A 20,391-nucleotide genomic window follows, 5' to 3' on the forward strand; every position below is an offset into this window, starting at 1 on the left:
CGCGATGTCGCACGAGTTTCTGCTGCTCTCGTTGCTCTTCCTCTTGCCGGGGGCCGTCATCTGGCTCGCGCGCCCGGATCTGCGCCCCGTGATGAAGCGGATGGCGCTCGCCTCGCTGCCGTTCGCGGCGACCGAGCGGCTGTTCTACCCGAGGTACTGGGCCCCGAAGTTCCTGTTCGACCTGGCCGATCGGATCGGGTTCGGCATCGAGGACGTGCTGTTCGTCGTCGGGCTCAGCGGATTTTCCTCGACCGTCTATGCCGTGGTGTTCCGCCGCGCGCCGGTGCCCTGCGCGGCGCCGGGGGCGCGGCCGTGGCGGCGGGCGGGGGCGGCGATCGCGCTCGTGATCGCGGTGGCCGGGGCGCTGCTCGCGGCGGGGGTGCCCGTGCTCTATGCGTCGGTGGCGGCGATGGCGGGGGGCGCCGCGGTGCTCGGCGCGCTGCGCGGCGATCTGCTCGTGCCGGGCCTGCTCGGAGCGCTCCTGTCGGCGGCGCTCTATCTCGGCCTGTGCCTCGTCTTCGCGGCGCTCGTGCCTTCCGTGTTCGAGCGCACCTGGCGGCCCAGCGCGCTGTTGCCGGGGAGGGCGCTGCTCGGCGTGCCGCTCGACGAGATCCTCTACGGGCTCGGCGCGGGCTTCGCGGCCACGGTGTTCCCGGCGTGGGCTTTTGGGTTCAGGTACGCGAAGGCGCTTCCGGTGGGGCGGCGCGCGGGCTGACGGCGGGGCCGCGCGGCCGCGCGGTGAGAGGGCGGTGCCGTCCTGGAACGCCGACGCGCCGAGAGCGCCAGGGGGTCGTGCTTCCCCTGGCGCTCCCGGCGCCTTCGTCATTCGATCGGAGCGGCGGCGCTCCAGGGCGCGGGCGGCGGCTTTTCGCTCGCGAAACCTCCCGCGGTCGGGGGGATCGCCCGCGCCCTTCGCGTCACGGCAGCATCAGGACGCACTCGGTCCGGCAGATCGGGGCGGAGCCGCCGGCGCTGATCTCCTCGCAGATGGTCCGGATGGTCGCGCCGGGGGGGCAGGTGGCTCCCTCCACGCACTCGATCCAGCAATCGCCGGGGGGGTAGGCGTCAGCGCCGCCCATGCCGCCCATGCCGGTGCCGGTGCTGCTGCTGCTGCTCTCGCCGGAGCAGACCTTCTGCTCGATCATGCCGGGCGGGCAGTAGGGCTCGACGGGAACGCACTCGGTCCAGCAATCGCCGGGGTAGGGCATGCCGCCCACGCCGGTGCCGGTGCTGCCGGAGCTGCCGACAGAGACGGAGCTGCCGCCGCCGCAGACGGTCTGCGGGATGGTGTCCGGCGGGCAGTAGGGCTCGGTGGGCACGCACTCGGTCCAGCAGCCGCCGCCGGGGTAGGGCATGCCGCCCACGCCGGTGCCGCTGCTGCTCGTGTCGGGCATGGGCGCGCCGCCCTCGCAGATGGTCTGCTGGGTCGTGCCCGGGGGGCAGTAGGGCTCGACAGGCACACACTCGGTCCAGCAGTACTCCTGGCCGGGGTACGGACTTGCGCCGCCGGCGCCGCCGTAGCCGGTGCCGGTGCTGCCCGAGCTGCCGACCGAGACCGCGCTGCCGCCACAGACGGTCTGCGGGATGGTGTTCGGCGGGCAGTAGGGCTCGGTGGGCACACACTCGGTCCAGCAGCTACCGCCGGGGGGGCGCGGCGCGGCGAAGCCTGGATCGGATGGCTCGGAGCCGCCGATGCCCCCGCCGGCGGTGCCCCCGCCAGCGCCGCCGGTGCCCGCCCAGCCGCCCGAGCCGCCGACGCCGACGCTGCTGCTGCTGGTGACGGAGGTGCCGCCGTCGCAGTAGGTCTGCGGGGTGGTGCCGGGCGGGCAGTAGGGCTCGGTGGGCACGCACTCGGTCCAGCAACCGCCGCCGGGGTACGGCGGGGCCGCGCCCGCATCGGCGCCGCCGGCGTTCATCCAGCCACCCGAGCCGCCGGCGCCGCCGCTGGTGCTGCTGGAAACGGTGGTGCCTTCGTCGCAGAAGGTCTGCGGGGTGGTGCCGGGCGGGCAGTAGGGCCCGACGGGCACACACTCAGTCCAGCACGGCTCAGAGGGCATCGGCATGCCGCCAGTGCCCCAGCCGCCGGAGCCGCCGACGCCGACCGTGGTGGTGCCGCCGCACACGGTCTGCTCGATCGTGCCCGGCGGGCAGTACGGCTGCGGCGGGGTGCACTCGGTCCAGCACTCGCCCGGATCGACGGGGATGGCGGTGCCGCCGGCGAAGCCACCCTGGCCCGAAGACGTGGTGCCGCCGCTGCAGATGGTCTGCTCGCTCCAGTCAGGAGGACAGATGCTGTCGGGCACACACTGCTGCTCGCACATCTCGCCAATCTCGCACGGTGAACAGACCGTCTCCCAGTGAAAGCCAGGCCCGCAGTCGGGCTCTGGTGGCGGTGAGGGCTCCTCCACGCCTCCACAGCCCTGCCCCTTGGCGCCGGTGAGCACAACGAGCGCGGAGAGCGCAATGAGCCCCTGGAGAGAGGAACGAGCGGCTGACGAACGCGAGATAAGAGAGGAGAAGATCGCGAAACGCATGGGGTACTCCGTCCTGCGTGCCTGTGCGAGACACGCGATCAAGGAACGATGGCTCTGCGCCGCGGCATGCGGAGCGCTGCTGCGCGCGGCGTCTCAGCGCCGACTCGGAGAGCTCGCGTGGAGATAAAGCACTGGACATGCCAGGCGCGTCCGCCTGCTCGGTGGCGTCGCCGGCCGCCCGGAGCGACGCATATCGGCCGGCTTTTCGCGGTGGCGGGGCGTCCGCTGCGCGCAACCGCACGGCGCGACCGGGCCACAGTGTGACGGGGAGCGCTGCCTACGTGTCACGTTGAGCCAACCGACGCTACGGGGGTGCCGGCAGGTAAGCGGATGGAAGGATGGCGGAATCTTCTCGTGGATGACCCGGCCCAGGTTGAGGTTCGTGACCTGGATGACCCGACCCAGGTTGAGGTTTGGATGCCCCGACCCTGGATGACCCGACCCAGGTTGAGGTTTGGATGCCCCGACCCTGGATGACCCGATCCAGCTTGAGGTTCGGGGAGGCGGTTGACCCGACTCAGGTTGAGGTTCGGAGGTGACCCGGCCCAGGTTGAGGTTTGGATGACCCGACCCAGGCTGAGGTTCGGCCGGGGGCGTGGGCGTGGTGGCCCGACCCAGGTTGAGGTTCGGAGGCGGTTGACCCGACCCAGGTTGAGGTTTGGATGACCCGACCCAGGTTGAGGTTCGGAGGCGGTTGACCCGACCCAGGTTGAGGTTTGGATGACCCGACCCAGGCTGAGGTGCTCGGAGGTTGAGGTGCTCGCGCGTCCCAGGTTGGGGCAGCGCCCCGATCGAGCGCGGAGCTACTGCGCGGAGGCGGGCCGAACGTAGGGCAGCCGCGCCGCCACCTGCTGGACCTCCGAGGCCCCCTCGAGCAGCTGGGCGATCGGATCCCACGTGCCCCGGATCAGCGACTCGCGCGCGCCCGGCTTGATGGTGAAGGGCACCGTGAGATCGCTCCCTGCCCGGACGACCTGCTCCTTCAGGTCGACCGTGACGGGCGTCGTCGGGTCCGCATTCACGCGCGCCACGAGCGCGGCGCGGTCCTCGCGGCTCACGGAGACGCAGGGGATGCCGAGCGTCGTCGAGTTGCCGAAGAAGATCTCGGCGAAGCTCTCGGCGATGACGGCCTTGAAACCCGCCTTCGCGATCGACTGCGGCGCGTGCTCGCGCGACGACCCGCAGCCGAAGTTGCGATCGGCGATCAGCACCGTGGCCCCCGCGAAGCGCGGGTCGTTCAGCGGGTGCTCCCGCTTCTCGCCGCGCTCGTCGAAGCGCACGTCCCGGAAGAGGTGCTCGCCGATGCCGTCGAAGGTGACGCACTTCAGGAAGCGCGCCGGGATGATGCGGTCCGTGTCGATGTCGTCCCCCGGAACGTGAACGGCGCTACCGGTGACGGATTGAATCAAATCGAGTGCCATTGGGATCTCCCTCGGGTGCGAGCGTCGTCAGATTCCGAACACGTCACGAGCGTCGGTGATCTCACCGCGGACCGCGGCAGCCGCGACCATCACCGGGCTCATGAGCACGGTGCGCCCGGTGGGGCTCCCCTGCCTGCCCTTGAAGTTGCGGTTGGACGAGGACGCGCACAGCTCATCCCCGATGAGCTTGTCGGGGTTCATCGCCAGGCACATCGAGCAGCCCGGCTCGCGCCACTCGAAGCCCGCCTCGCGGAAGACCCGGTCCAGCCCCTCGGCCTCGGCCGCGCGCGCCACCTCCATCGACCCCGGGACGGCCAGCGCGCGCACGTGCGGCGCGACCTTGTGCCCCTGGATGCGCCGCGCGACCTCCCGGAAATCCGAGATGCGGCCGTTCGTGCAGCTCCCGATGAACGCCACGTTGATCTTCGTCCCCTCGATCGGCTTGCCGCCCTCGAGCCGCATGTACTCGAGCGCCTCGCGGATCAGCGCCCGCTCGGACTCGTTCGCCACGTCCTCGGCCGCCGGGACCTTCTCCTTCACCGAGATCGCCTGCCCCGGCGTGATGCCCCAGGTGACCGTCGGCGCGATCTCGCTCGCGTCGATCCGGACGACGTCGTCGTAACGCGCGTCCTCGTCCGAGGCGATCGAGCGCCAGTACTCGAGCGCCTTCTCCCACGCCTCGCCCTTCGGCGCGTACGGACGCCCCTTGATGTACTCGAACGTCACCTGGTCCGGGTTGACATAGCCGACCCGGGCGCCGCCCTCGATCGACATGTTGCACAGGGTCATCCGCTCCTCCATCGAGAACCCCTCGATGGTCGACCCGCCGTACTCGTACGCGTAGCCCGTGCCGCCGGACACGCCGAGCCGGCGGATGATCTCGAGGATGATGTCCTTCGCGTAGACGCCCGGCCCGAGCTTGCCCTCCACCTGGATCCGCCGGACCTTGAGCCGCTGGAGGCTCAGCGTCTGCGTGGCGAGCACGTCGCGCACCTGCGTCGTCCCGATCCCGAACGCGATCGCGCCGAACGCGCCGTGCGTCGACGTGTGCGAGTCGCCGCACGCGATCGTCATGCCCGGCTGCGTGAGGCCGAGCTCGGGGCCGATGATGTGCACGATGCCCTGCCGCCCCGACTCGAGATCGAAGAACGTGACGCCCTGCTCGGTGCACGCCTTCTTGAGCGCGTCGACCATCCCCTCGGCCAGCGTGTCCTTGAACGGCCGCTTGCGGTTGTCGGTCGGGACGATGTGATCGAGGGTCGCGAACGTCCGCTCGGGCATGCTCACCCGCAGGCCGAGATCGCGGAGCATCCCGAACGCCTGGGGGCTCGTCACCTCGTGGATCAGGTGAAGGCCGATGAACAGCTGATCCTCGCCGTTCGGCAACGTGCGGACTTTGTGGAGGTCCCAAACCTTGTCATAGAGACTCTTACCCATGATGGCCTCTCGCGGTGCGCTGGATACGGGTGAAGGGGACGGCGTGCGAAGCGAAGCGGACCGGCCCGAGCGCAGGCGCCAGGGCGCGCCAGCGGCCTCCCTCGGAGGCGGCCGGCCGCCGCCGGTCTGGCGGCCCAACGTCGGGCGGGCGGCATGACTATGCGGGCGCGAGAGAATTAAGTCGAATGAAACTTTTTTCACGATCGATTAAGTAAAGCTACATGGACGCGTCGCTGCTCCCCGCGCTCGAGGATGTGCTGATGGTGGCCCGGTCGGGCTCGGTCGCCGAGGCGGCGCGGCGGCTGCACAAGACGCCGTCGGCGATCAGCCAGCAGGTGCGCCGGGTGGAGGAGCGCTTTGGCGTGGCGCTGTTCGAGCGCGATGGGCGCGGCGTGCGGCTGAGCCCGGCGGGCGAGGCGGCGCTCGGCGCGATCACGCGGCTGTTCGACCAGGCGGAGGGGGTGTTCGAGCTGCTCTCGGAGCTGGCGGGGGAGCCGTCGACGACCCTGCGCGTGGCGGCGAGCGACTACCTCGGCAAGGGGCTGCTCGTGCCGGTGATCCGCCAGATGCTCGAGAAGCGCGCGCCGGTGCGGTTCGCGATCACGACGGCGAACTCGGTCGACGCCGCGCGGGGGGTGGAGCGCGGCGAGGTGGATCTGGGCCTCGCGTCCGCGTCCTCGGCGGGCGGCGACCTCGTGAAGCAGCCGCTGTTCGTGCAGCCGTTCCTCTGGGTAGGGCCGCGGCTCAAGGGCACGGCGCCGGCGCTGCGCGAGCGGCTCCGGCACGAGCCGCTGCTCCGGCTGGCGCCCGGCAGTGTGGGGCGGCGGATGCTCGACGCGTACCTGGATCGCGAGCGGATCCGGCCCATCTCGACGATCGACGTGTCGAGCGTGTCGCTCCTTGTCTCGTACGTCTCCGGCGGGCTCGGCATCGGCCTCGCGCCGGCGCTCGCGCTGACCAAGGTGGCGCGCTCGCGGCTCGACGTCGAGGTCGCGGAGGTCGACCCGCTGCCTGTCGAGCTGATGACGCGCGAGAATTTCCGGCGCAATCCGATCGTCGAGCGCTTCGTCGAGCGGCTCGCCGCCGAGGGGCGCCGGGCGGAGCAGCGGACACGCGCGCTCCTCGGCGGCTGACACCGCTCGAGGCGCGCCGCCGCTTGGCAGGTTGGATGGGGGCGCGACACGGTGACTCGCTTCGTCGACCAGCGTGTGCGCCCCGGGGCGCGAGAGGGACGGTCGGCGCGGCCGGCCTGCTTGGCTAGGGCTCGCGCGTGTTGCCGCGCGTGTCCTTCAGCATCACGTCGTGGACGCCGCCCTCGTGGATGCTCACCGCCGACGCGACGGTCAGGCGCGCGCGCATGTACAGGTCGCGCAACGAGGTTGCGCCGCAGTTGCACATCGTCGAGCGCACCTTGGCGAGGGTGACGTCGAGGTTGTCCTTCAGCTTGCCGGCGTACGGCACGTAGCTGTCGACGCCCTCCTCGAACTCGAGCTGATCCTTCTTCTTGCTGGTATCGCCGTGGTCGTAGCGCTGCCAGTTGCGCGCGCGGTTGCTCCCTTCGCCCCAGTACTCCTTCATGAACTGGTTGTTCACGCGGACCTTGCGCCCGGGCGACTCGTCGAAGCGCGCGAAGTAGCGGCCCATCATGACGAAGTCGGCGCCCATCGCGAGGGCGATGGTGATGTGGTAGTCCTGGCTGATGCCGCCGTCGGAGCAGATCGGCACGTAGACGCCGGTCCGCTGGAAGTACTCGTCGCGCGCCTTGGCCACCTCGATCACGGCCGACGCCTGGCCGCGGCCGATCCCCTTCTGCTCGCGCGTGATGCAGATCGAGCCGCCGCCGATGCCGACCTTGACGAAGTCGGCGCCGGCCTCGACCAGGTAGAGGAAGCCCTCGCGATCGACGACGTTGCCGGCGCCGATATAGACCGGCTTGCCGAGCGACTTCACGAAGGCGATGGTGTCGCCCTGCCACTCGGAGTAGCCGTCCGACGAGTCGATACAGAGCACGTCGGCGCCCGCTTCCACCAGCGCCGGCACGCGATCTCGGTAGTCGCGCGAGTTGATGCCGGCGCCGACGATCAGGCGCTTCTCGTGATCCACGTTCTCGAGCGGGTGCGCCTGGTGCGACTCGTAGTCCTTGCGAAACACCAGGTACTGGAGGTGCTGACGCTCGTCGATGACGGGCAGGGTGTTGAGCTTGTGACGCCAGATGAGCTCATTCGCCTCCTGCAGATCGAGGCCGACCTTGCCGCAGTGGATCGACTTGAACGGCGTCATGATCTCGCGCACCGGCGTGCTGAGCGGCGTCTTGCCGAGCCGGTAATCGCGGCTCGTGATGATGCCGACGAACCTGCCCGTGGGCGTGCCGTCCTCGGTGATCGCAATCGTGGAGTGGCCGGTGCGATCGGTGAGCGCGAGGACGTCGCCGAGCGTCGCGTCGGGGCGCAGGTTCGAGTCGCTCACGACGAACCCGGCCTTGTAGTTCTTCACGCGCCGCACCATGGCGGCTTCCTCCTCGATGCCCTGCGAGCCGTACACGAACGACAGGCCGCCGCAGCGCGCGAGCGCGATCGCGAGCTCGGCGCCCGAGACCGACTGCATCATCGCGCTGGTGACCGGCACGCTGATCGTGAGGGGCGCGAGCCTCGGATCCGGCGGCGTCGCGCCCGGATCGGCCTTGAACCGGACGACAGGGGCCGTGAGATCGACGTTTGCGGGGACGCAGTCCTTCGTCGTCAGATTCGGGACGAGCAGGTACTCGCCAAACGTCCTGCTCGGCTCATCGTAGATGAATGCCATGTCGGCTCCTAGTGCAAGGATCCCCGGCTGTCAAACGCGAGCGGCGTCGCTCTCCTGTGAAAGTCGTGTAATATCGATGGTTTGCGGGTGCAACGGCGGGCTCTGAAGGGCGGCGCGAGGTACGAGGCGACCGGGGCCCGGCCGCCCGCCTGTGTTGCGGCGAGGCGGTGCAGGAGCCCGGACAGGATGACCGGGCTCCCTGGGGGGCGAAGCTAGAGCGGGCGCACCGGCAAGCAGATCTCGCAGCGGACCTTGTTGGTCTTGGGATCGTGGAACTCGCCCTGGTAGAGCTCGAAGCAGGGCCGGTGGTCGGGCTGATAGCCGCTCTCAGGGAGCCACTTCCCGAAGAGCAGGTCCCAGGCGGCGCCGATCGTGTACCCGTCGCCGACGAACGCGCCTGCGGCGTACTTGCCGCCGGCGACGTCGGTCACGTTGACGTCGCCGTCCGCCTTGAAGTCCTGCGGGATCACGATGGCGGCGTCGAGGCGGCACTTGGCAGGCTCGGTGACCTTGGGGTTGTCGTGCGCGATGCCGAGGCAGATGCGGTCCGGGGTCCACAGGTCGCGCGCGCTGGCCCAGCGCACGAGCCGTTGCCAGGCCTCGCTGACGCTCCCTTCCGGGCCATAGGGGCCGACGGTTCGGACATAGGCCACGTGGTAGCTCGGCAGGGTCTTCACGGTCACGTTCATGATCTCCTCCTCGTCTTGGCGGGCGTCCGTGCCCGACGAGGAGGCATCTTGGTCGGGCGCGCAGGCCGCTGCTTTGCCCGGATTGCGCTCGACTTCACCCGGCTTGCGATCCGCTTGCCGCGCCTTGCGCGCGCCCGCGGCGCTACCGTTGCGCCAGGCAGACGCGCTCATGCCGAAGCGCTCCTTGAAGGCGCGCGCGAAGGCGCTCGCAGAGCTGAAGCCGTTCTCGAGGGCGATCTCGAGGATGTCGGCGCGCGGCCGCAGCACGAGGTGGCTCGCCGCGGTCTCGAGGCGCGTTCGCTGGATGAACTCGCGAAGGTTCTCGCCCGTCATGGACTTGAACACGCGGTGGAAGTGAAACGGCGAGAACGCAGCCACAGCCGCCAGCGTGTCGAGGGAGAGGTCCTCCGCGCGATGGGCCTGGATGTAGTCGATCACGCGGTTTACCCGCCGCCGGTACTCGGCGCGGCTCCTGTCGGACGTTGCCACAGGCGGAGGGTAGCTGATGGCTGGTTGCAGAAAAAAGTGCCTCGGGGCGACGGCGACCGCACCCAGGTTCGACGGCGACCGCACCCAGGTTGGCGGCGAGGCGACCGCACCCAGGTTGAGGTGATCGGCAGGGAGAAGATGACCACACCCAGGTTGCGACCGACGACGGTCAAGGCGACCGCACCCAGGTTGCGCGCACCCCACCCAGATCGCGCGCCCCGGTTTGTGTGAGCCGGAAGTTCCGCTATCCAGCACGATGGTGCCAAGGCTAGCAGCCGTCGCTGCGACGGCGGTCCAGGTGGCGGACCATGTGGCGGCCGCCACCCGTCGCACCCGTCGCGTCGGCATAAGTCATTGAAATGATTGAACACGATCCGTGGTACGGCATTTGTTCATATGCCCCAGCCATGAGCCAGCCTCGCGAGATCGCTCCCGGCGCCACCTACCTCATCACCCGTCGCGTCCTGCGCCGGCATCTCCTCCTCCGCCCGGATGCTGCCCTCACCCAGTTCCTGGTCTACACTCTCACCGTTTCGACCCGTCGATTTGGTATCGAAGTCCACGCTCTTTGCGCGATGTCAACGCATCTGCACCTCGTCGTGACCGATGTGCAAGGCGTCTTGCCGCGCTTCCTGCAGTTTTTCCACCGCATCGTTGCGCTTGGAACGAAGGTTCTCCGCACGTGGGAAGGACCGGTGTGGGACCACGAACCCACGAGCGTGGTGCGGCTGCTGACGCGCGCGGCTGTGGTGGAAAAGATCGCCTACGTTCTCGCGAACCCCGTAGCCGCTGGTCTCGTCCGCCACGCGCACGAGTGGCCGGGGGCCAAGTCGGATGTGAGCGAGCTTGGCGGTGGCGTGCTCCGTGCAGCGCGCCCCTCCGTGTATCTCGATCCGGAGAATCGGCAGTGGCCGGAGGAAGTAGCGCTTTCGCTGGCGCTACCACCCGCCATCGAGCACGACAACGCAGAAGGCTTTCGCCGTGAAGTCGCGGCCGAGCTTGAGCGACAGGAAGCGCAAGCCCATGCGGAGTTGCAGCGGCAAGGGCTCCGATTATTAGGCATCAAAGGCGCCAGTACGGTCTCCCCTTACAGCCGCGCGATGAGTTTCGAGGCGCTACGCGATCGCAATCCGACGTTTGCCGTCGGCCGTAATCAGGGGGATGCATGGCGAATCGCTGGTGCCGCTGTGCGAGCGTTTCGTGCGTCATACCGTGCGGCGCTCGAACGATGGCGTGCCGGAGTACGAAGCGCCGTCTTTCCAGCGGGGACGTGGTGGATGCACATCTATCACGGCGCCAGCGTGGCGGACGTCGTGCTCACGATGTAGGCGCCTCGGCGGTGCGCCACAGCGCCACAGCGGGGCGGACGAAGGCGTCGTCGTGGGGAAGGTCCGTCTGGGGACGGTGAAGCGAGCGGCAGCGCGTTCACGTGGCGCTGGGGATGGATTGCCGCGCTGGGCTCGCACGAAGCCGCGTTAAGGTTGTGGTCGGTTGGGTCTGAGCGAATGGTGCCTTGCGTGCGGGTAAGGTAGACCAGCCCAACCGATGGAGCGATCCGGCTGGGGCGATTCGGGTTCAGTTGATGGCGGATGGTCGACCGAGCCGGATCGTCTCAACCCGGGTTCGGCCGTCTTCACCTGGTCGGGCGGTCTCCGGCAGCCCCGCAGGCCTCAACCTGGGTCGGGTCGTCCGTCAGGGCTCAACCTGGGTCGGGTCACTACCTGGGTCGGGTCACTGCACTGGGTTGCGGGTTGGGTCGCCCGGGTCGTCTTCGCCGGTCTCAACCTGGGTCGGGTCGTCTCGTCTAGGGTCGGGTCGTCGACTCGAGCTCCAGCTCGACGAGTCGGATCTCTCCCTCCAGGAATCCCGTCTCCCGGAAGTACGTCACGTACTCCACCCGCCCTCCTTCCCGCGCGAGCTCCGTGTGCACGAGGCCGGCATAGGGCCACGCCTCCGGGGTAGGCGGGACCTCGGCGGTGAAAACCACCGCGCTGTCCGACCATGGCCCCTCCGGCGCCGGAGCCGTCCGGAGCGAGATCTCCGACGATACCGGCTCGCTGTACAGCGCGACGTACCTGCCGACATGCTCGTTCCAATGCACCGACATCATCGGTGCCCCCGCCATGACCGGCTCCGCCTCATCATAGCCCTCCACCCAGCGCTCGTCGGAGAAGAACCGCCACGCGTCGCGCTCCGTTGCCTCCGCGAGCGGGGCGCGCGCGACGAGGCACGGACACGTGAGACCCGAGCACGCGCAGGCGTAGGCGTAGAGCATCCCCTCGCGGACGAGCGCCGCCGACGTGAGCGAGGGCTCATCCGCGCCGAAGAGGAGCGTCGGATCCTCAGCGCCCGGGCGCACCTCCGGACGCGCGAGGGGCGCATTGAGGCTCTCCCAGACCGCGATCGACGAACCCAGCATGTCGAAGTCGAACGCCTCGATCCGCCCCATCACCTTGCTGTAGAAGACGAGCGCACGACCGGTCGCCTCGTCGACGACGATGGGGCCCGGCCATAGCGCATAGCGAGCTCCGCAGTCCTCCTTGCACGTCTCCTCCGCCCGAGGGTCGAAGTGCGCGAGGTTGAACGCGAGCTCCTCCTCGGTGAACGGCAGGAACTCCCGCGGCGCGCCGGCCGCGTCGAGCGGCTCGGTGAGCGACGAGAGCCCATCCGACGCATCCAGATCGTCGGTCGCGCAGAAGGTGCTCGACCTCCAGAGCGCTCCGTCTTCCCCCGGCATCTCCAGGGTCGTGTCGCCGAACACCCACACCGAGCGGTCGCCCCACCGCGCGCTGTAGCCGCCGTCCCGCCCTCGAATCGCAGGGGCAAACTCCAGCGCACCCAGGTCGCGCACCGCACGCACCGCAGCCTCGGGCGCATCCCCGCCGCACCCGGCGCACAGGAGAGCGAACCCGGCGGCTCCCATGGTCCTTCGATAACGCATGCGCGCGAGGGTACCATGGGGAGCCAGAACGCCGCCGCTGTCGGCGTCGCTCCGCTGCCGGACTACACGCGACCGCGGCGCCGTCGGGCCGCCGCGCGCGAGGGCTCTGGCGCGGAGGATGGCGCCGATCCGCAAAAGGCGAGGAAAGCTACTCCGTTCCTCGGCTCACGGTCCGGAGGACCACGATGTCTCCGCCGCCATCAGATCTGCCGGCAGGCGGCAGCGCAGCGGCGGCACTCGTCAGCGCACGTCTTCATCTGCATATCACCAGTGAGCTTATCGCAGCTCGCCGCGCACTGTTCGCAGAGGCTCGCGCACACGCTCAGCATCTGGGTGATCTGCGGCGAGCTGCGCAGGAGGAGCTTCGATGCCGCCTCGCAGATGTCGGCGCAGTCCTGGAGCATCCGCATGTGCGTGGCGCTCGCGTGAGAGCCTCCCATCTCGAGGCAATACTGAGCCGCATGCGTGCAGATCAAACCACAATCCTGGGTGAACCGGGCTACCTCCCGGAACGATCTGTCCCCCGGAAATTTGATCATGAGAACCCCCTTGATCCAACTGGCCGCCCCTCGCGGCGGGTACGCCTCGCGACAAGGCGGCAACTTGGGTATCTGGAGCGTGCATGGATTCGATGGCTTTCGCATGTCGGGCCATCCCGCATATAGGCCTCGGAACAGCGACCGACGCCGAGACCGCCGTGCCCTGAACGCGCCTCTCGAACAGCCGGGACGCCGCGAGACATGCGCGAACGCCCCGCCCGAACGGCTGCTCCCGCCCTGGTCGCTCCCTGAGCGAAACACAGCGACACGCTAGCTCGCGATCGACGCCCGGACGTCGACGGTCAGATCGGCGAACCGCATCGGATCAGCTGGATCGAGCAGGGCGGCGGTCCGTCAGGACCGCGCCTGAACACTAGCACCCAGGCGCGCGGCAGATACCCATCTTCAGGCGCGCGATCTCCTGGAGCTCCTCGGCGATCTCGAGCGTGCGCATCGCTGCGGTGCGCGCGAGCGCCTGGGCCTCCTCGGTGACCGCGAGGCGCGTGAGGAGCCGCCGGCCCATCTCGTGGTGATGGCCCTCGTCCGGCTGGATGACCTCGCGGTAAAGGCGCGCAGTCTCGGCGTCGCCTTGCGACTCGCAGTAGTCGATGAACGCCTGGTTGTGCACCTTCGCGAGCGCCTCCCGCGTGAACTGGCCCGCTGCGACGCGCTCGACCGTGGAGCCGAGCCCCTTCAAGTACCCGAACATCGGCGTGGGCGGCCCGAACTTCGCCGGGATTGCGCCGGGGTCGACGCCGAGCGCGCGGAGGCGCTCGGCGATGAGCCGGTAGTGCCTCGCCTCGTCGCCGCACTGGCGGGCGAGGGCGAGCTTCACCTCCACGTCGGTCTCGGTGGTGAGCCAGAGCGCGGCCTCCTCGGTCGCCTCGAGCTCCTTCTTGAGCGCGGTCGCGAGCAGCGCCGGGATGCCGACGCCGCTCGCCGGCTCCGCCGCGCGGGCCACTGCGCCGATGTGGGCGAGGCGCTCACCGACCTTGCGGTCGAGCTCGTCGAGGAATTCCTCTGGTTTCATGCGGGGCATGATGGGCGCGCCCCGTGCGGCGGGTCAATAGGCCGCGCTTCCGGCGGCCAGGTGGGTGTACCCTCCTCGAATGGCCTGGTGCTTCCTGCCGTCGTGGATCGATCTCGAGTCGGTCTCGATCTCGTTCGACCTCCCCGCTCGCACCGTCCTGAAGCGCACCGGAGTGGCCGCGCTCGCCACGTCGAGCGCGACGGCGCTCCGCCTGACGCTCGCGCCGGCGCTCCTGCGGATCGCCTTCGAGCCGTACCTCGTCATCAACCTGCCGCCGCCGCTCGGCGACATGGGGCTCCAGCAGATCGAGTACGACTTCCGTTCAGGCGCGATGGCGCCGAACGTCTTCTACACGGGAGGGCTCATCCGGGTCGGAAAGGGATCGGCGGAGGACGAGGCGCGCGCCTTCATGCGCGGACTCGTCACGTCGACGCCCATGGCCATGCCCCCGTACGACCCCACCCGCGATCCCGATCTCGTCGTGACGGTGCGTCAGGTGCTCTCGAACCTCGAGTCCGGCGCCAGCACGGCCGTGCGGGGCGCCCGCTTGTCCGCGCGGCTGACGCTGCGCCAGGAGATCGCTGGCGGGGTGGGCTCGGACGGGTTCCGCATTCCGACCGGCGCGACCATCGCGGCCAGCGTCGATATCGAGGGTACCCGGCAGGAGATCGAGACTGCGCCGCGGGTGCAGCGCATCGAGGTCGACTGCTCCTCGGCGGTGCTCCTCAAGGGGGGAGTCGACCAGGCCGACGTCCGTCGCTTCGTCGTGAAGCGCGGCGGCGAGATCGCCGTCGAGCGGGTCGAGCCGCTCGGCGCGGCACGCCAGGCAGCGGGCGCGGAGTCGCTCGTGCGCCTGTTCGGCGCCCTGGTTGCGGGCGGCGGCGTCGCGCTCGACCCGCAGCGCCTCGGGCCGAGCGTCGTGGAAGGGCTCGTCAAGGAAGAGATCGCGCGCGCTCTGCGCCCCGCGCTCGTCGAATGGGTGCGGCAGAACGCCGACGTCGTCGTGGGCATGGACCTGCGGCAGGTGCTCGGGATACCGGCGGCGGGAGGCGACGTGGCATGACGGGCGGCGCGGGCGCTCGGAACGCGCGCTCCGTGCTTCTCCGGGCGCCGAGCGCCCGAGGGGTGTTATAAGCTCCGGAATGCGACTCTCCGCGATCCACATCTATCCCGTCAAAGGCTGCCGGGGCCTCACGGTCGACGCGGCCGCCGTCGACGCGCTCGGCCTCGCCGGTGACCGGCGGTTCATGATCGTCGACCCCGAGGGAAAGCCCCTCACGCAGCGCCCGCTGCCGCGTATGGCGCTCATCGAGACGCAGCTCTCCGAGAGCGCGCTCACGCTCGGCTTCGCCGGCGGGCCGCCGATCTCCGTCCCGCGCAGGGCCGAGGGCGCGCGCCTGCTCACGGTCGAGGTCTGGAGCAGCAGCGGCCTCCTGGCCGAAGATTGCGGTGATGAAGCCGCCGCGTGGCTCAGCGGCGTCCTGGAGCACCCGGCGCGGCTCGTCCGCATCGGCGAGGCGTTCCGGCGGCCCGTCCTCAAGGCCTCGGTGGCACGCCCGGAAGACGTCGTGTCGTTCGCCGACGAGTTCCCGCTGCTCGTGATCTCCGAGGCCTCCCTCGCCGATCTGAACGCTCACCTCGAGGGCCGGGGCGCCGCGCCGTTGCCGATGGATCGCTTCAGGCCCAACCTCGTCGTGAGCGGCTGCGCTGCCTTCGACGAGGACCGCTGGAGCCGCGTCCGCGTCGGAGACCTCGTGCTCCGCGCCGGCGGCCCGTGCGGCCGCTGCGTCGTCACCACGACCGACCAGCTCACCGCAGAGCGCGGCCCGGAGCCGCTCCGCACGCTGGCCACGTACCGGCGCGACGCGCAGAGGCCCGGCGAGGTGAACTTCGGACAGAACTACATCCAGGAGACGAAATCCGGCACATTGCGCGTAGGGGACGAGGTGACGGTCGTGTGACCGAGCGCCCGAACGGCTCCTGTGTGGCGGCCCCTCAGGTGTCGCCGCGGTTCCGGGGAGGGGATGCGGCGGGCCACCCTGCGCGGCGCGGATCGCGGCGCGGTCGTGATACAAAGGGCCCATGAGAAAGCACGCGCTTCGTTCATGGATCGTCTCGCTCGCCGTTGTGACCCTTCTCTCCATCGTGTCGCTCGGTAACGCGTACGCCGGAGAGGCGGAGAAGAAGCTCGCCCTGGAGCTCACGCACCTCGTCATGCCGAAGGACGTCTACAACGCGCTCCTCGATCAGCTGATGACCAACATGGGAGCCTCGATGCAGCAAGCGGGCGCGAAGATCTCGCCCAAGGACGCCAGCAAGCTGAAGGCGGTGGTCGCCGAGGTGCTGCCGTATGACGAGCTCGTCCAGTGGAACGTCGAGATCTACGCGGGGAAGTTCACCGCCGATGAGCTGAAGGAGCTCATCAAGTTCTACGGCACGCCGGTCGGAAAGAAGGCCGCGAAGCTCCTGCCGGAGATCAGCGGCGAGGTGGGGAAGAAGGTCGGGACGGTCATCGTCCAGCGGATGCCCGCGGCGATGAAGAAGGCCGGGATCCAGTAGAAGGCGCGGCGCTCGGCGGTGCGCTCCACGCGCTACCGCGTCTGGGCCAGGAAGCCGGCGATGGCGTCGAGCAGCGCCCGCGGCTCGTCAGCGCGCACCCAGTGGCTGCTGCGCTCGAAGATACGTAGATCGGCGCCCGGGATGAGCCGCGCGATCTCCTCCGAGAGATCGGGTGGGCAGATCCAGTCGTGTCGGCCGGCGATGACGAGCGTGGGCACCGTGATCTCGGGGAGGCGCGGTGTGAAATCGAATCTCCGCATGAACCCCTCCAGGCCGACATTCCACGCATCGACATTGTAGATGGTGCGCGCGCGGGCCTCGGCCGCCTTCTGTGGATCGAAGGTGGTCGAGTAGAGCGGCCCCATGATCTGGAGGAGGTCGGCGAACTGCTCGTCGCTCTCGATCCCGCCGGCCCAGAGGCGCTCGCACGCCGCTCTCTGCTGCTCCGTGCCGCGCTCTGCGACGATCCGCTTCGCACGGTCGATGAGGCGATGGCTGGCTGCCGTGGCCACCAGGATGAGATGAGAGATGTTCTGCTGGTATTCGAGCGCATAGGCCATGGCCACCATGCCACCATAGGAGGTGCCCATCACCACGATACGATCGAGGCCGAGGTGCAGGCGCAGCGCCTCCATGTCCTCGACGTTGTTTTCGAGGGTATATGTCTCCTTCGGCCCGCGCGCGGAGCGGCCCTGTCCGCGATGATCGAAGTAGATGAGCTGCGCCTGGTCGGCGAGCGGCGTCATCCCGCCCTTGTGCGAGGAGTGATCTGCGCCAGGTCCGCCGTGTACGACCAATACGACCGGCTTTTCGCGCATCCGCGGGCCGTCGGGGACGAGGCCCATGCCCTCGACGTCGAAGTAGAGCTCGGTGTCTCGGATCCTGGCGCGCACCGCGTCAGGGTATCCGATTTGCGGGGCGTGGTGGCGCGGGCGGGGTGCGTAAGGAGTAGCAGTGGAGGCGCAGCTTGTTGCCGGCGCAGCAGGGGTCGCCGGGGCGCTGTCGCGGCCGGTCGCTGTCAGGCGGCGCCGTGTCGGGCCAACCAGTCGAGCTGGCGCTGCCAGGCGTCGGCGGCGGCTTCCGGCCGGTAGCTCGGCCGGTAGTCGGCGTAAAAGGCGTGCGGGACGTCAGGGTAGACCCGGATCTCGGAGTGTGCGGCGCCGGGCGCGCTGCCGGTCTCGGAGGCGGTACGGAGCGCCTCCTGCAGCTCGGTGACCGTCGGGAGGGGGATGCCCTGGTCCTGTCCGGCATAGAGGCCCAGCACGCGCACCTGCAGCGCGCTCGCCACGTCGATCGGGTGCTTGGGCTGAGCCTCGGTCCGATCGCCGGTCAGGCGTCCGTACCAGGCCACGGCCGCCTTCAGCGCCGGGTTGTGCGCGGCGTACAGCCACGTGATGCGCCCGCCCCAGCAGAAGCCGACCGCGGCCGCCTTGTGGACGTCGGCCTTTCCGGAGGCTTCGGCGAAGGCCACGCTCGCGTCGAGATCCGAGAGTACCTGCCGGTCGGGCACGCGGCCCGCCAGCGCGCGGAACTCGTCGACGGTGCGGAGGTGGCTCGGATCGCCTTGCCGAACGAACAGATCCGGGGCGAGGGCGTAGTAGCCGCGGTGCGCGAAGCGGCGGACCACGTCGCGGATGTGCTCGTGGACGCCGAAGATTTCCTGGATCACCAGCACCAGAGGAAAGGGGCCACCGGAGGCAGGGTGGGCGCGGTAGCCGGGGAGGTCACCGGCGGGAGCGGGAAGGGTGATCGCGCCGGCGATGAGTCCGGCGTCGTCGGTATGGATGGGCTTCGGAGCGTTGCTCTCGGCGATGGGCGTGGAGGCGGTCATGGCGGGCGCCCAGCAGCCTCCGTGCCATGAAGCGGGACTGACCCGACCCAGGTTGAGGGGCTGGCACGGACCGACCCGACCCAGGTTGAGGTTCCAGGTTCCGACCCGACCCAGGTTGAGGTTCCAGGTTCCGACCCGACCCAGGTTGAGGTGCCGGAGGTTCCGACCCGACCCAGGTTGAGGTGCCACAGGTTGAGGTGCCAGAGGTGCCAGCGGCGGAGCCGCTGCTACCCCGCCGCGCGTGCGCCTTCGCCGGCGGCGGTCTGCGGCCGCCACTGCGCGACGTTGCCGGTGCGCTCGGCGAAGAATTCCCGCGTGCGCCGCCACGAGAGCTGCGCCGCGTCCGCGTGGTACGCCGGCCGCGTCTCGTTGAAGAACCCGTGGCGCGTCCCAGGGTACACGAACGAGATCAGCTCTCGCCCCGCAGCCCTGAACGCCTCTCCCACCGCAGGTGCCCTCGGGGTAATCGCCGGATCCTCCTCCGCATAATGCACCTGCAGCGGAAACCGCACGTTCTTCACCTGCTCCAGAGCCGGCGCCTGCCCATAGAACACCGCACCCGCCGCCAGCGCCACGCCTGCGACCGCGAGCTGCCCCACGAGCCCTCCGCCCAGCGAGAACCCGACGGCAGCGACGCCCCCCGGCCGCACGTCCGACCGGCCGACGAGGTGCGCCGCCGCCGCCCTCGCGTCGGGCAGGTAGGTCGACGTATCGCGGCTACCGAACCAGGCGAACACCTTCTTCAGCCGCTCCTGCTCGCTCGCCGGCAACCGCGCGACCACCTCGTCGCGGTCGGCGGCGCGCAGCAAGCTCACCCCCCGGGCCACCTCCGCCTCGGTGAAGGTCCGGTGCGTCGCGTCGTGCGAATACAGGTTCGGCGCAAATGCGAGGTACCCTTCCTGCGCGAAGCGCCTTGCCAGCTCGATCGTATGGACCGTGAGTCCCAGCCCCTCGTGGAGGATCAGCACCGCCGGCACCGGCGAGCGCCCGCCCGACGCCGGGCGGACCTGCACCGCCTCCACTGGCCCGTGGGGCCCCTCGAACGACGTCCTCTCGACGCCTCCGCTCGCGGCGCTCATGCCTGCACCTCCGCCTCGGGCGCCTTGTCCTTGCGGGCGGGCTTCAGCTTGCTCGGGGGCCGCTTGCCGAACGGCTCCCCGGCCACGATCTCGGAGCGGACCCCGTCGACCCCCACCGGGATGTCTCCGGTCAGCGTCACCCGGTAGAGGACGCGCTCGACGTCGAGGTGCCCGAGGTCCTGCGGCCCCAGGTGCGCCGTGGCCCGGTTGTCCCAGAACGCAATGCTGCCCGGCTCCCACCGGAACCGCACCGTGTACGACGGGCGGCTGATCTGCTCGAAGAGCAGGTCGAGGATCGCGCTGCTCTCGCGCGGCGACAGCCCGACGATGTGGCTGGTGAAGCCGGGGCTGACGAACAGCGCCCGCTCCCCGGTCTCGGGGTGGACGCGCACCACGGGGTGGATCGAGATCAGCGGGTTCTCGCGCACCTTGCGCAGGTACGGGCTGTCCTGGTCCTGCGGCGCGAACCGCAGCCCGAACCGGTGCTCCGCGCGCAGGCCGTCGATGAGCGCGCGCAGCGGCGCGGACAGCCCCTCGTAGGCTGCCACAAGGTTCGTCCAGGTCGTGTCGCCGCCGTAGGGCGGCAGGATGTGCGCCCGCAAGATCGACGCCGCCGGCGGGTTCACGGCCGCGGTGACGTCGGTATGCCAGCGGTTCTCGTAGCTGAAGCGCTTGCCGTAGCGCCGATCGTAGCGGCGGCTGTCGATGGCGAGGATCTCCGGGTGCTCGTCGAACGGCTCGTCCTCGTGCGGATGGGCATAGGTCACCTCGCCGAAGCGCGCGGCGAAGGCGATCTGCTCGGCGTGGCCGAGCGGCTGGTTCCGGAAGAAGACGACCTTCCACTTCAGCAGCGCCGCACGGATGGCCGCCACGGCCTCGTCGGGCAGCGGCTTTGAGATGTCGGCGCCGTGGATCTCGGCGCCGATGTGCCCTGCGAGCGGCTTCACCTGGATGGCTTGATCGGATGCTCTCTGGCTCATGGGTCTCCTCCGCGTGGTCCCCCCGCCACGTCCTTCGTGACGGTCGGTATGCGGGCGCCG

General features: G+C 69.8%; 18 protein-coding genes. 6 read left to right on the top strand and 12 right to left on the bottom strand.

Going from position 1 to position 20,391, the window contains the following annotated elements; genetic code table 11:
- Window positions 1-4 precede the first annotated feature (4 nt).
- Entirely contained in the window at window positions 5-715 is a 711-nt protein-coding gene (locus tag WME79_RS00455) for a lycopene cyclase domain-containing protein (RefSeq protein WP_437530868.1), read from the top strand.
- A 202-nt stretch (window positions 716-917) separates the two neighbouring features.
- Here WME79_RS00455 and WME79_RS00460 read toward each other — a convergent pair whose 3' ends face one another.
- From WME79_RS00460 to leuC, 3 genes are all read right to left on the bottom strand, one after another.
- Entirely contained in the window at window positions 918-2,303 is a 1,386-nt protein-coding gene (locus WME79_RS00460) for a hypothetical protein (protein WP_437530870.1), read from the bottom strand.
- Between the two features lie 1,034 nt (window positions 2,304-3,337).
- Complete coding sequence (gene leuD / locus WME79_RS00465) at window positions 3,338-3,955, bottom strand: 3-isopropylmalate dehydratase small subunit (protein ID WP_437530871.1); 618 nt, start codon at window positions 3,953-3,955, stop codon at window positions 3,338-3,340.
- 27 nt (window positions 3,956-3,982) lie between these two features.
- Complete coding sequence (gene leuC / locus WME79_RS00470; protein WP_437530873.1) at window positions 3,983-5,392, bottom strand: 3-isopropylmalate dehydratase large subunit; 1,410 nt, start codon at window positions 5,390-5,392, stop codon at window positions 3,983-3,985.
- Between the two features lie 221 nt (window positions 5,393-5,613).
- Between leuC and WME79_RS00475 the strand changes: the two genes are divergently transcribed.
- Window positions 5,614-6,525 carry a LysR family transcriptional regulator gene (locus WME79_RS00475; protein ID WP_437530875.1) on the top strand — a complete coding sequence of 304 codons (912 nt, stop codon included), beginning with the start codon at window positions 5,614-5,616 and terminating at the stop codon, window positions 6,523-6,525.
- Window positions 6,526-6,649: 124 nt separating this feature from the next.
- Here WME79_RS00475 and WME79_RS00480 read toward each other — a convergent pair whose 3' ends face one another.
- On the bottom strand, window positions 6,650-8,194 hold the full coding sequence (locus WME79_RS00480; RefSeq protein ID WP_437530876.1) for an IMP dehydrogenase: 1,545 nt from the start codon (window positions 8,192-8,194) through the stop codon (window positions 6,650-6,652).
- Window positions 8,195-8,406: 212 nt separating this feature from the next.
- Window positions 8,407-9,372 (bottom strand): AraC family transcriptional regulator, encoded by a 966-nt coding sequence (locus tag WME79_RS00485; RefSeq protein WP_437530878.1) that lies wholly within the window; start codon window positions 9,370-9,372, stop codon window positions 8,407-8,409.
- Between the two features lie 407 nt (window positions 9,373-9,779).
- Between WME79_RS00485 and WME79_RS00490 the strand changes: the two genes are divergently transcribed.
- The gene (locus WME79_RS00490; RefSeq protein WP_437530880.1) at window positions 9,780-10,700 is read left to right on the top strand and encodes a transposase; all 921 of its coding nucleotides are present in this window, start codon (window positions 9,780-9,782) and stop codon (window positions 10,698-10,700) included.
- 476 nt (window positions 10,701-11,176) lie between these two features.
- Here the strand turns inward: WME79_RS00490 and WME79_RS00495 are convergent, their stop codons facing one another.
- The 3 genes from WME79_RS00495 to WME79_RS00505 all read right to left on the bottom strand — a co-directional run bounded on the left by WME79_RS00495 (window position 11,177) and on the right by WME79_RS00505 (window position 13,882).
- Window positions 11,177-12,295 (bottom strand): DUF4185 domain-containing protein, encoded by a 1,119-nt coding sequence (locus WME79_RS00495; protein WP_437530882.1) that lies wholly within the window; start codon window positions 12,293-12,295, stop codon window positions 11,177-11,179.
- A 218-nt stretch (window positions 12,296-12,513) separates the two neighbouring features.
- Window positions 12,514-12,789 (bottom strand): four-helix bundle copper-binding protein, encoded by a 276-nt coding sequence (locus tag WME79_RS00500; RefSeq protein ID WP_437530884.1) that lies wholly within the window; start codon window positions 12,787-12,789, stop codon window positions 12,514-12,516.
- A 436-nt stretch (window positions 12,790-13,225) separates the two neighbouring features.
- A complete protein-coding gene (locus WME79_RS00505; protein WP_437530885.1) occupies window positions 13,226-13,882 on the bottom strand; it encodes a ferritin-like domain-containing protein in 657 nt (218 codons plus the stop codon).
- A gap of 79 nt (window positions 13,883-13,961) precedes the next feature.
- Between WME79_RS00505 and WME79_RS00510 the strand changes: the two genes are divergently transcribed.
- The 3 genes from WME79_RS00510 (at window position 13,962) to WME79_RS00520 (ending at window position 16,441) form a co-directional block, all read left to right on the top strand.
- A complete protein-coding gene (locus tag WME79_RS00510) occupies window positions 13,962-14,945 on the top strand; it encodes a hypothetical protein (RefSeq protein ID WP_437530887.1) in 984 nt (327 codons plus the stop codon).
- A 79-nt stretch (window positions 14,946-15,024) separates the two neighbouring features.
- A complete protein-coding gene (locus tag WME79_RS00515; RefSeq protein ID WP_437530889.1) occupies window positions 15,025-15,843 on the top strand; it encodes an MOSC domain-containing protein in 819 nt (272 codons plus the stop codon).
- A gap of 121 nt (window positions 15,844-15,964) precedes the next feature.
- Window positions 15,965-16,441, top strand: coding sequence for a DUF2059 domain-containing protein (locus WME79_RS00520; protein WP_437530891.1), 477 nt, complete (start codon window positions 15,965-15,967; stop codon window positions 16,439-16,441).
- Window positions 16,442-16,473: 32 nt separating this feature from the next.
- Here the strand turns inward: WME79_RS00520 and WME79_RS00525 are convergent, their stop codons facing one another.
- The 4 genes from WME79_RS00525 to WME79_RS00540 all read right to left on the bottom strand — a co-directional run bounded on the left by WME79_RS00525 (window position 16,474) and on the right by WME79_RS00540 (window position 20,331).
- The gene (locus WME79_RS00525; protein ID WP_437530892.1) at window positions 16,474-17,334 is read right to left on the bottom strand and encodes an alpha/beta fold hydrolase; all 861 of its coding nucleotides are present in this window, start codon (window positions 17,332-17,334) and stop codon (window positions 16,474-16,476) included.
- Window positions 17,335-17,459: 125 nt separating this feature from the next.
- Window positions 17,460-18,272, bottom strand: a complete 813-nt coding sequence (locus tag WME79_RS00530; RefSeq protein WP_437530894.1) for a dienelactone hydrolase family protein — start codon at window positions 18,270-18,272, stop codon at window positions 17,460-17,462.
- A 227-nt stretch (window positions 18,273-18,499) separates the two neighbouring features.
- Window positions 18,500-19,351, bottom strand: a complete 852-nt coding sequence (locus WME79_RS00535) for a dienelactone hydrolase family protein (RefSeq protein ID WP_437530896.1) — start codon at window positions 19,349-19,351, stop codon at window positions 18,500-18,502.
- Window positions 19,348-20,331 (bottom strand): TauD/TfdA dioxygenase family protein, encoded by a 984-nt coding sequence (locus WME79_RS00540; protein WP_437530898.1) that lies wholly within the window; start codon window positions 20,329-20,331, stop codon window positions 19,348-19,350. The genes WME79_RS00535 and WME79_RS00540 overlap by 4 nt, the downstream gene beginning before the upstream one ends.
- Window positions 20,332-20,391 lie beyond the last annotated feature (60 nt).

The organism is Sorangium sp. So ce726 (genome assembly GCF_051521405.1).
Lineage (GTDB): Bacteria > Myxococcota_A > Polyangia > Polyangiales > Polyangiaceae > Sorangium.

Coding starts and splice junctions, on each gene's coding strand:
- WME79_RS00455 (WP_437530868.1), top strand. CDS start 5: ATGTCGCACGAGTTTCTGCTGCTCTCGTTGCTCTTCCTCTTGCCGGGG.
- leuD (WP_437530871.1), bottom strand. CDS start 3,955: ATGGCACTCGATTTGATTCAATCCGTCACCGGTAGCGCCGTTCACGTT.
- leuC (WP_437530873.1), bottom strand. CDS start 5,392: ATGGGTAAGAGTCTCTATGACAAGGTTTGGGACCTCCACAAAGTCCGC.
- WME79_RS00475 (WP_437530875.1), top strand. CDS start 5,614: ATGGACGCGTCGCTGCTCCCCGCGCTCGAGGATGTGCTGATGGTGGCC.
- WME79_RS00480 (WP_437530876.1), bottom strand. CDS start 8,194: ATGGCATTCATCTACGATGAGCCGAGCAGGACGTTTGGCGAGTACCTG.
- WME79_RS00490 (WP_437530880.1), top strand. CDS start 9,780: ATGAGCCAGCCTCGCGAGATCGCTCCCGGCGCCACCTACCTCATCACC.
- WME79_RS00495 (WP_437530882.1), bottom strand. CDS start 12,295: ATGGGAGCCGCCGGGTTCGCTCTCCTGTGCGCCGGGTGCGGCGGGGAT.
- WME79_RS00505 (WP_437530885.1), bottom strand. CDS start 13,882: ATGAAACCAGAGGAATTCCTCGACGAGCTCGACCGCAAGGTCGGTGAG.
- WME79_RS00510 (WP_437530887.1), top strand. CDS start 13,962: ATGGCCTGGTGCTTCCTGCCGTCGTGGATCGATCTCGAGTCGGTCTCG.
- WME79_RS00515 (WP_437530889.1), top strand. CDS start 15,025: ATGCGACTCTCCGCGATCCACATCTATCCCGTCAAAGGCTGCCGGGGC.
- WME79_RS00520 (WP_437530891.1), top strand. CDS start 15,965: ATGAGAAAGCACGCGCTTCGTTCATGGATCGTCTCGCTCGCCGTTGTG.
- WME79_RS00530 (WP_437530894.1), bottom strand. CDS start 18,272: ATGACCGCCTCCACGCCCATCGCCGAGAGCAACGCTCCGAAGCCCATC.
- WME79_RS00535 (WP_437530896.1), bottom strand. CDS start 19,351: ATGAGCGCCGCGAGCGGAGGCGTCGAGAGGACGTCGTTCGAGGGGCCC.
- WME79_RS00540 (WP_437530898.1), bottom strand. CDS start 20,331: ATGAGCCAGAGAGCATCCGATCAAGCCATCCAGGTGAAGCCGCTCGCA.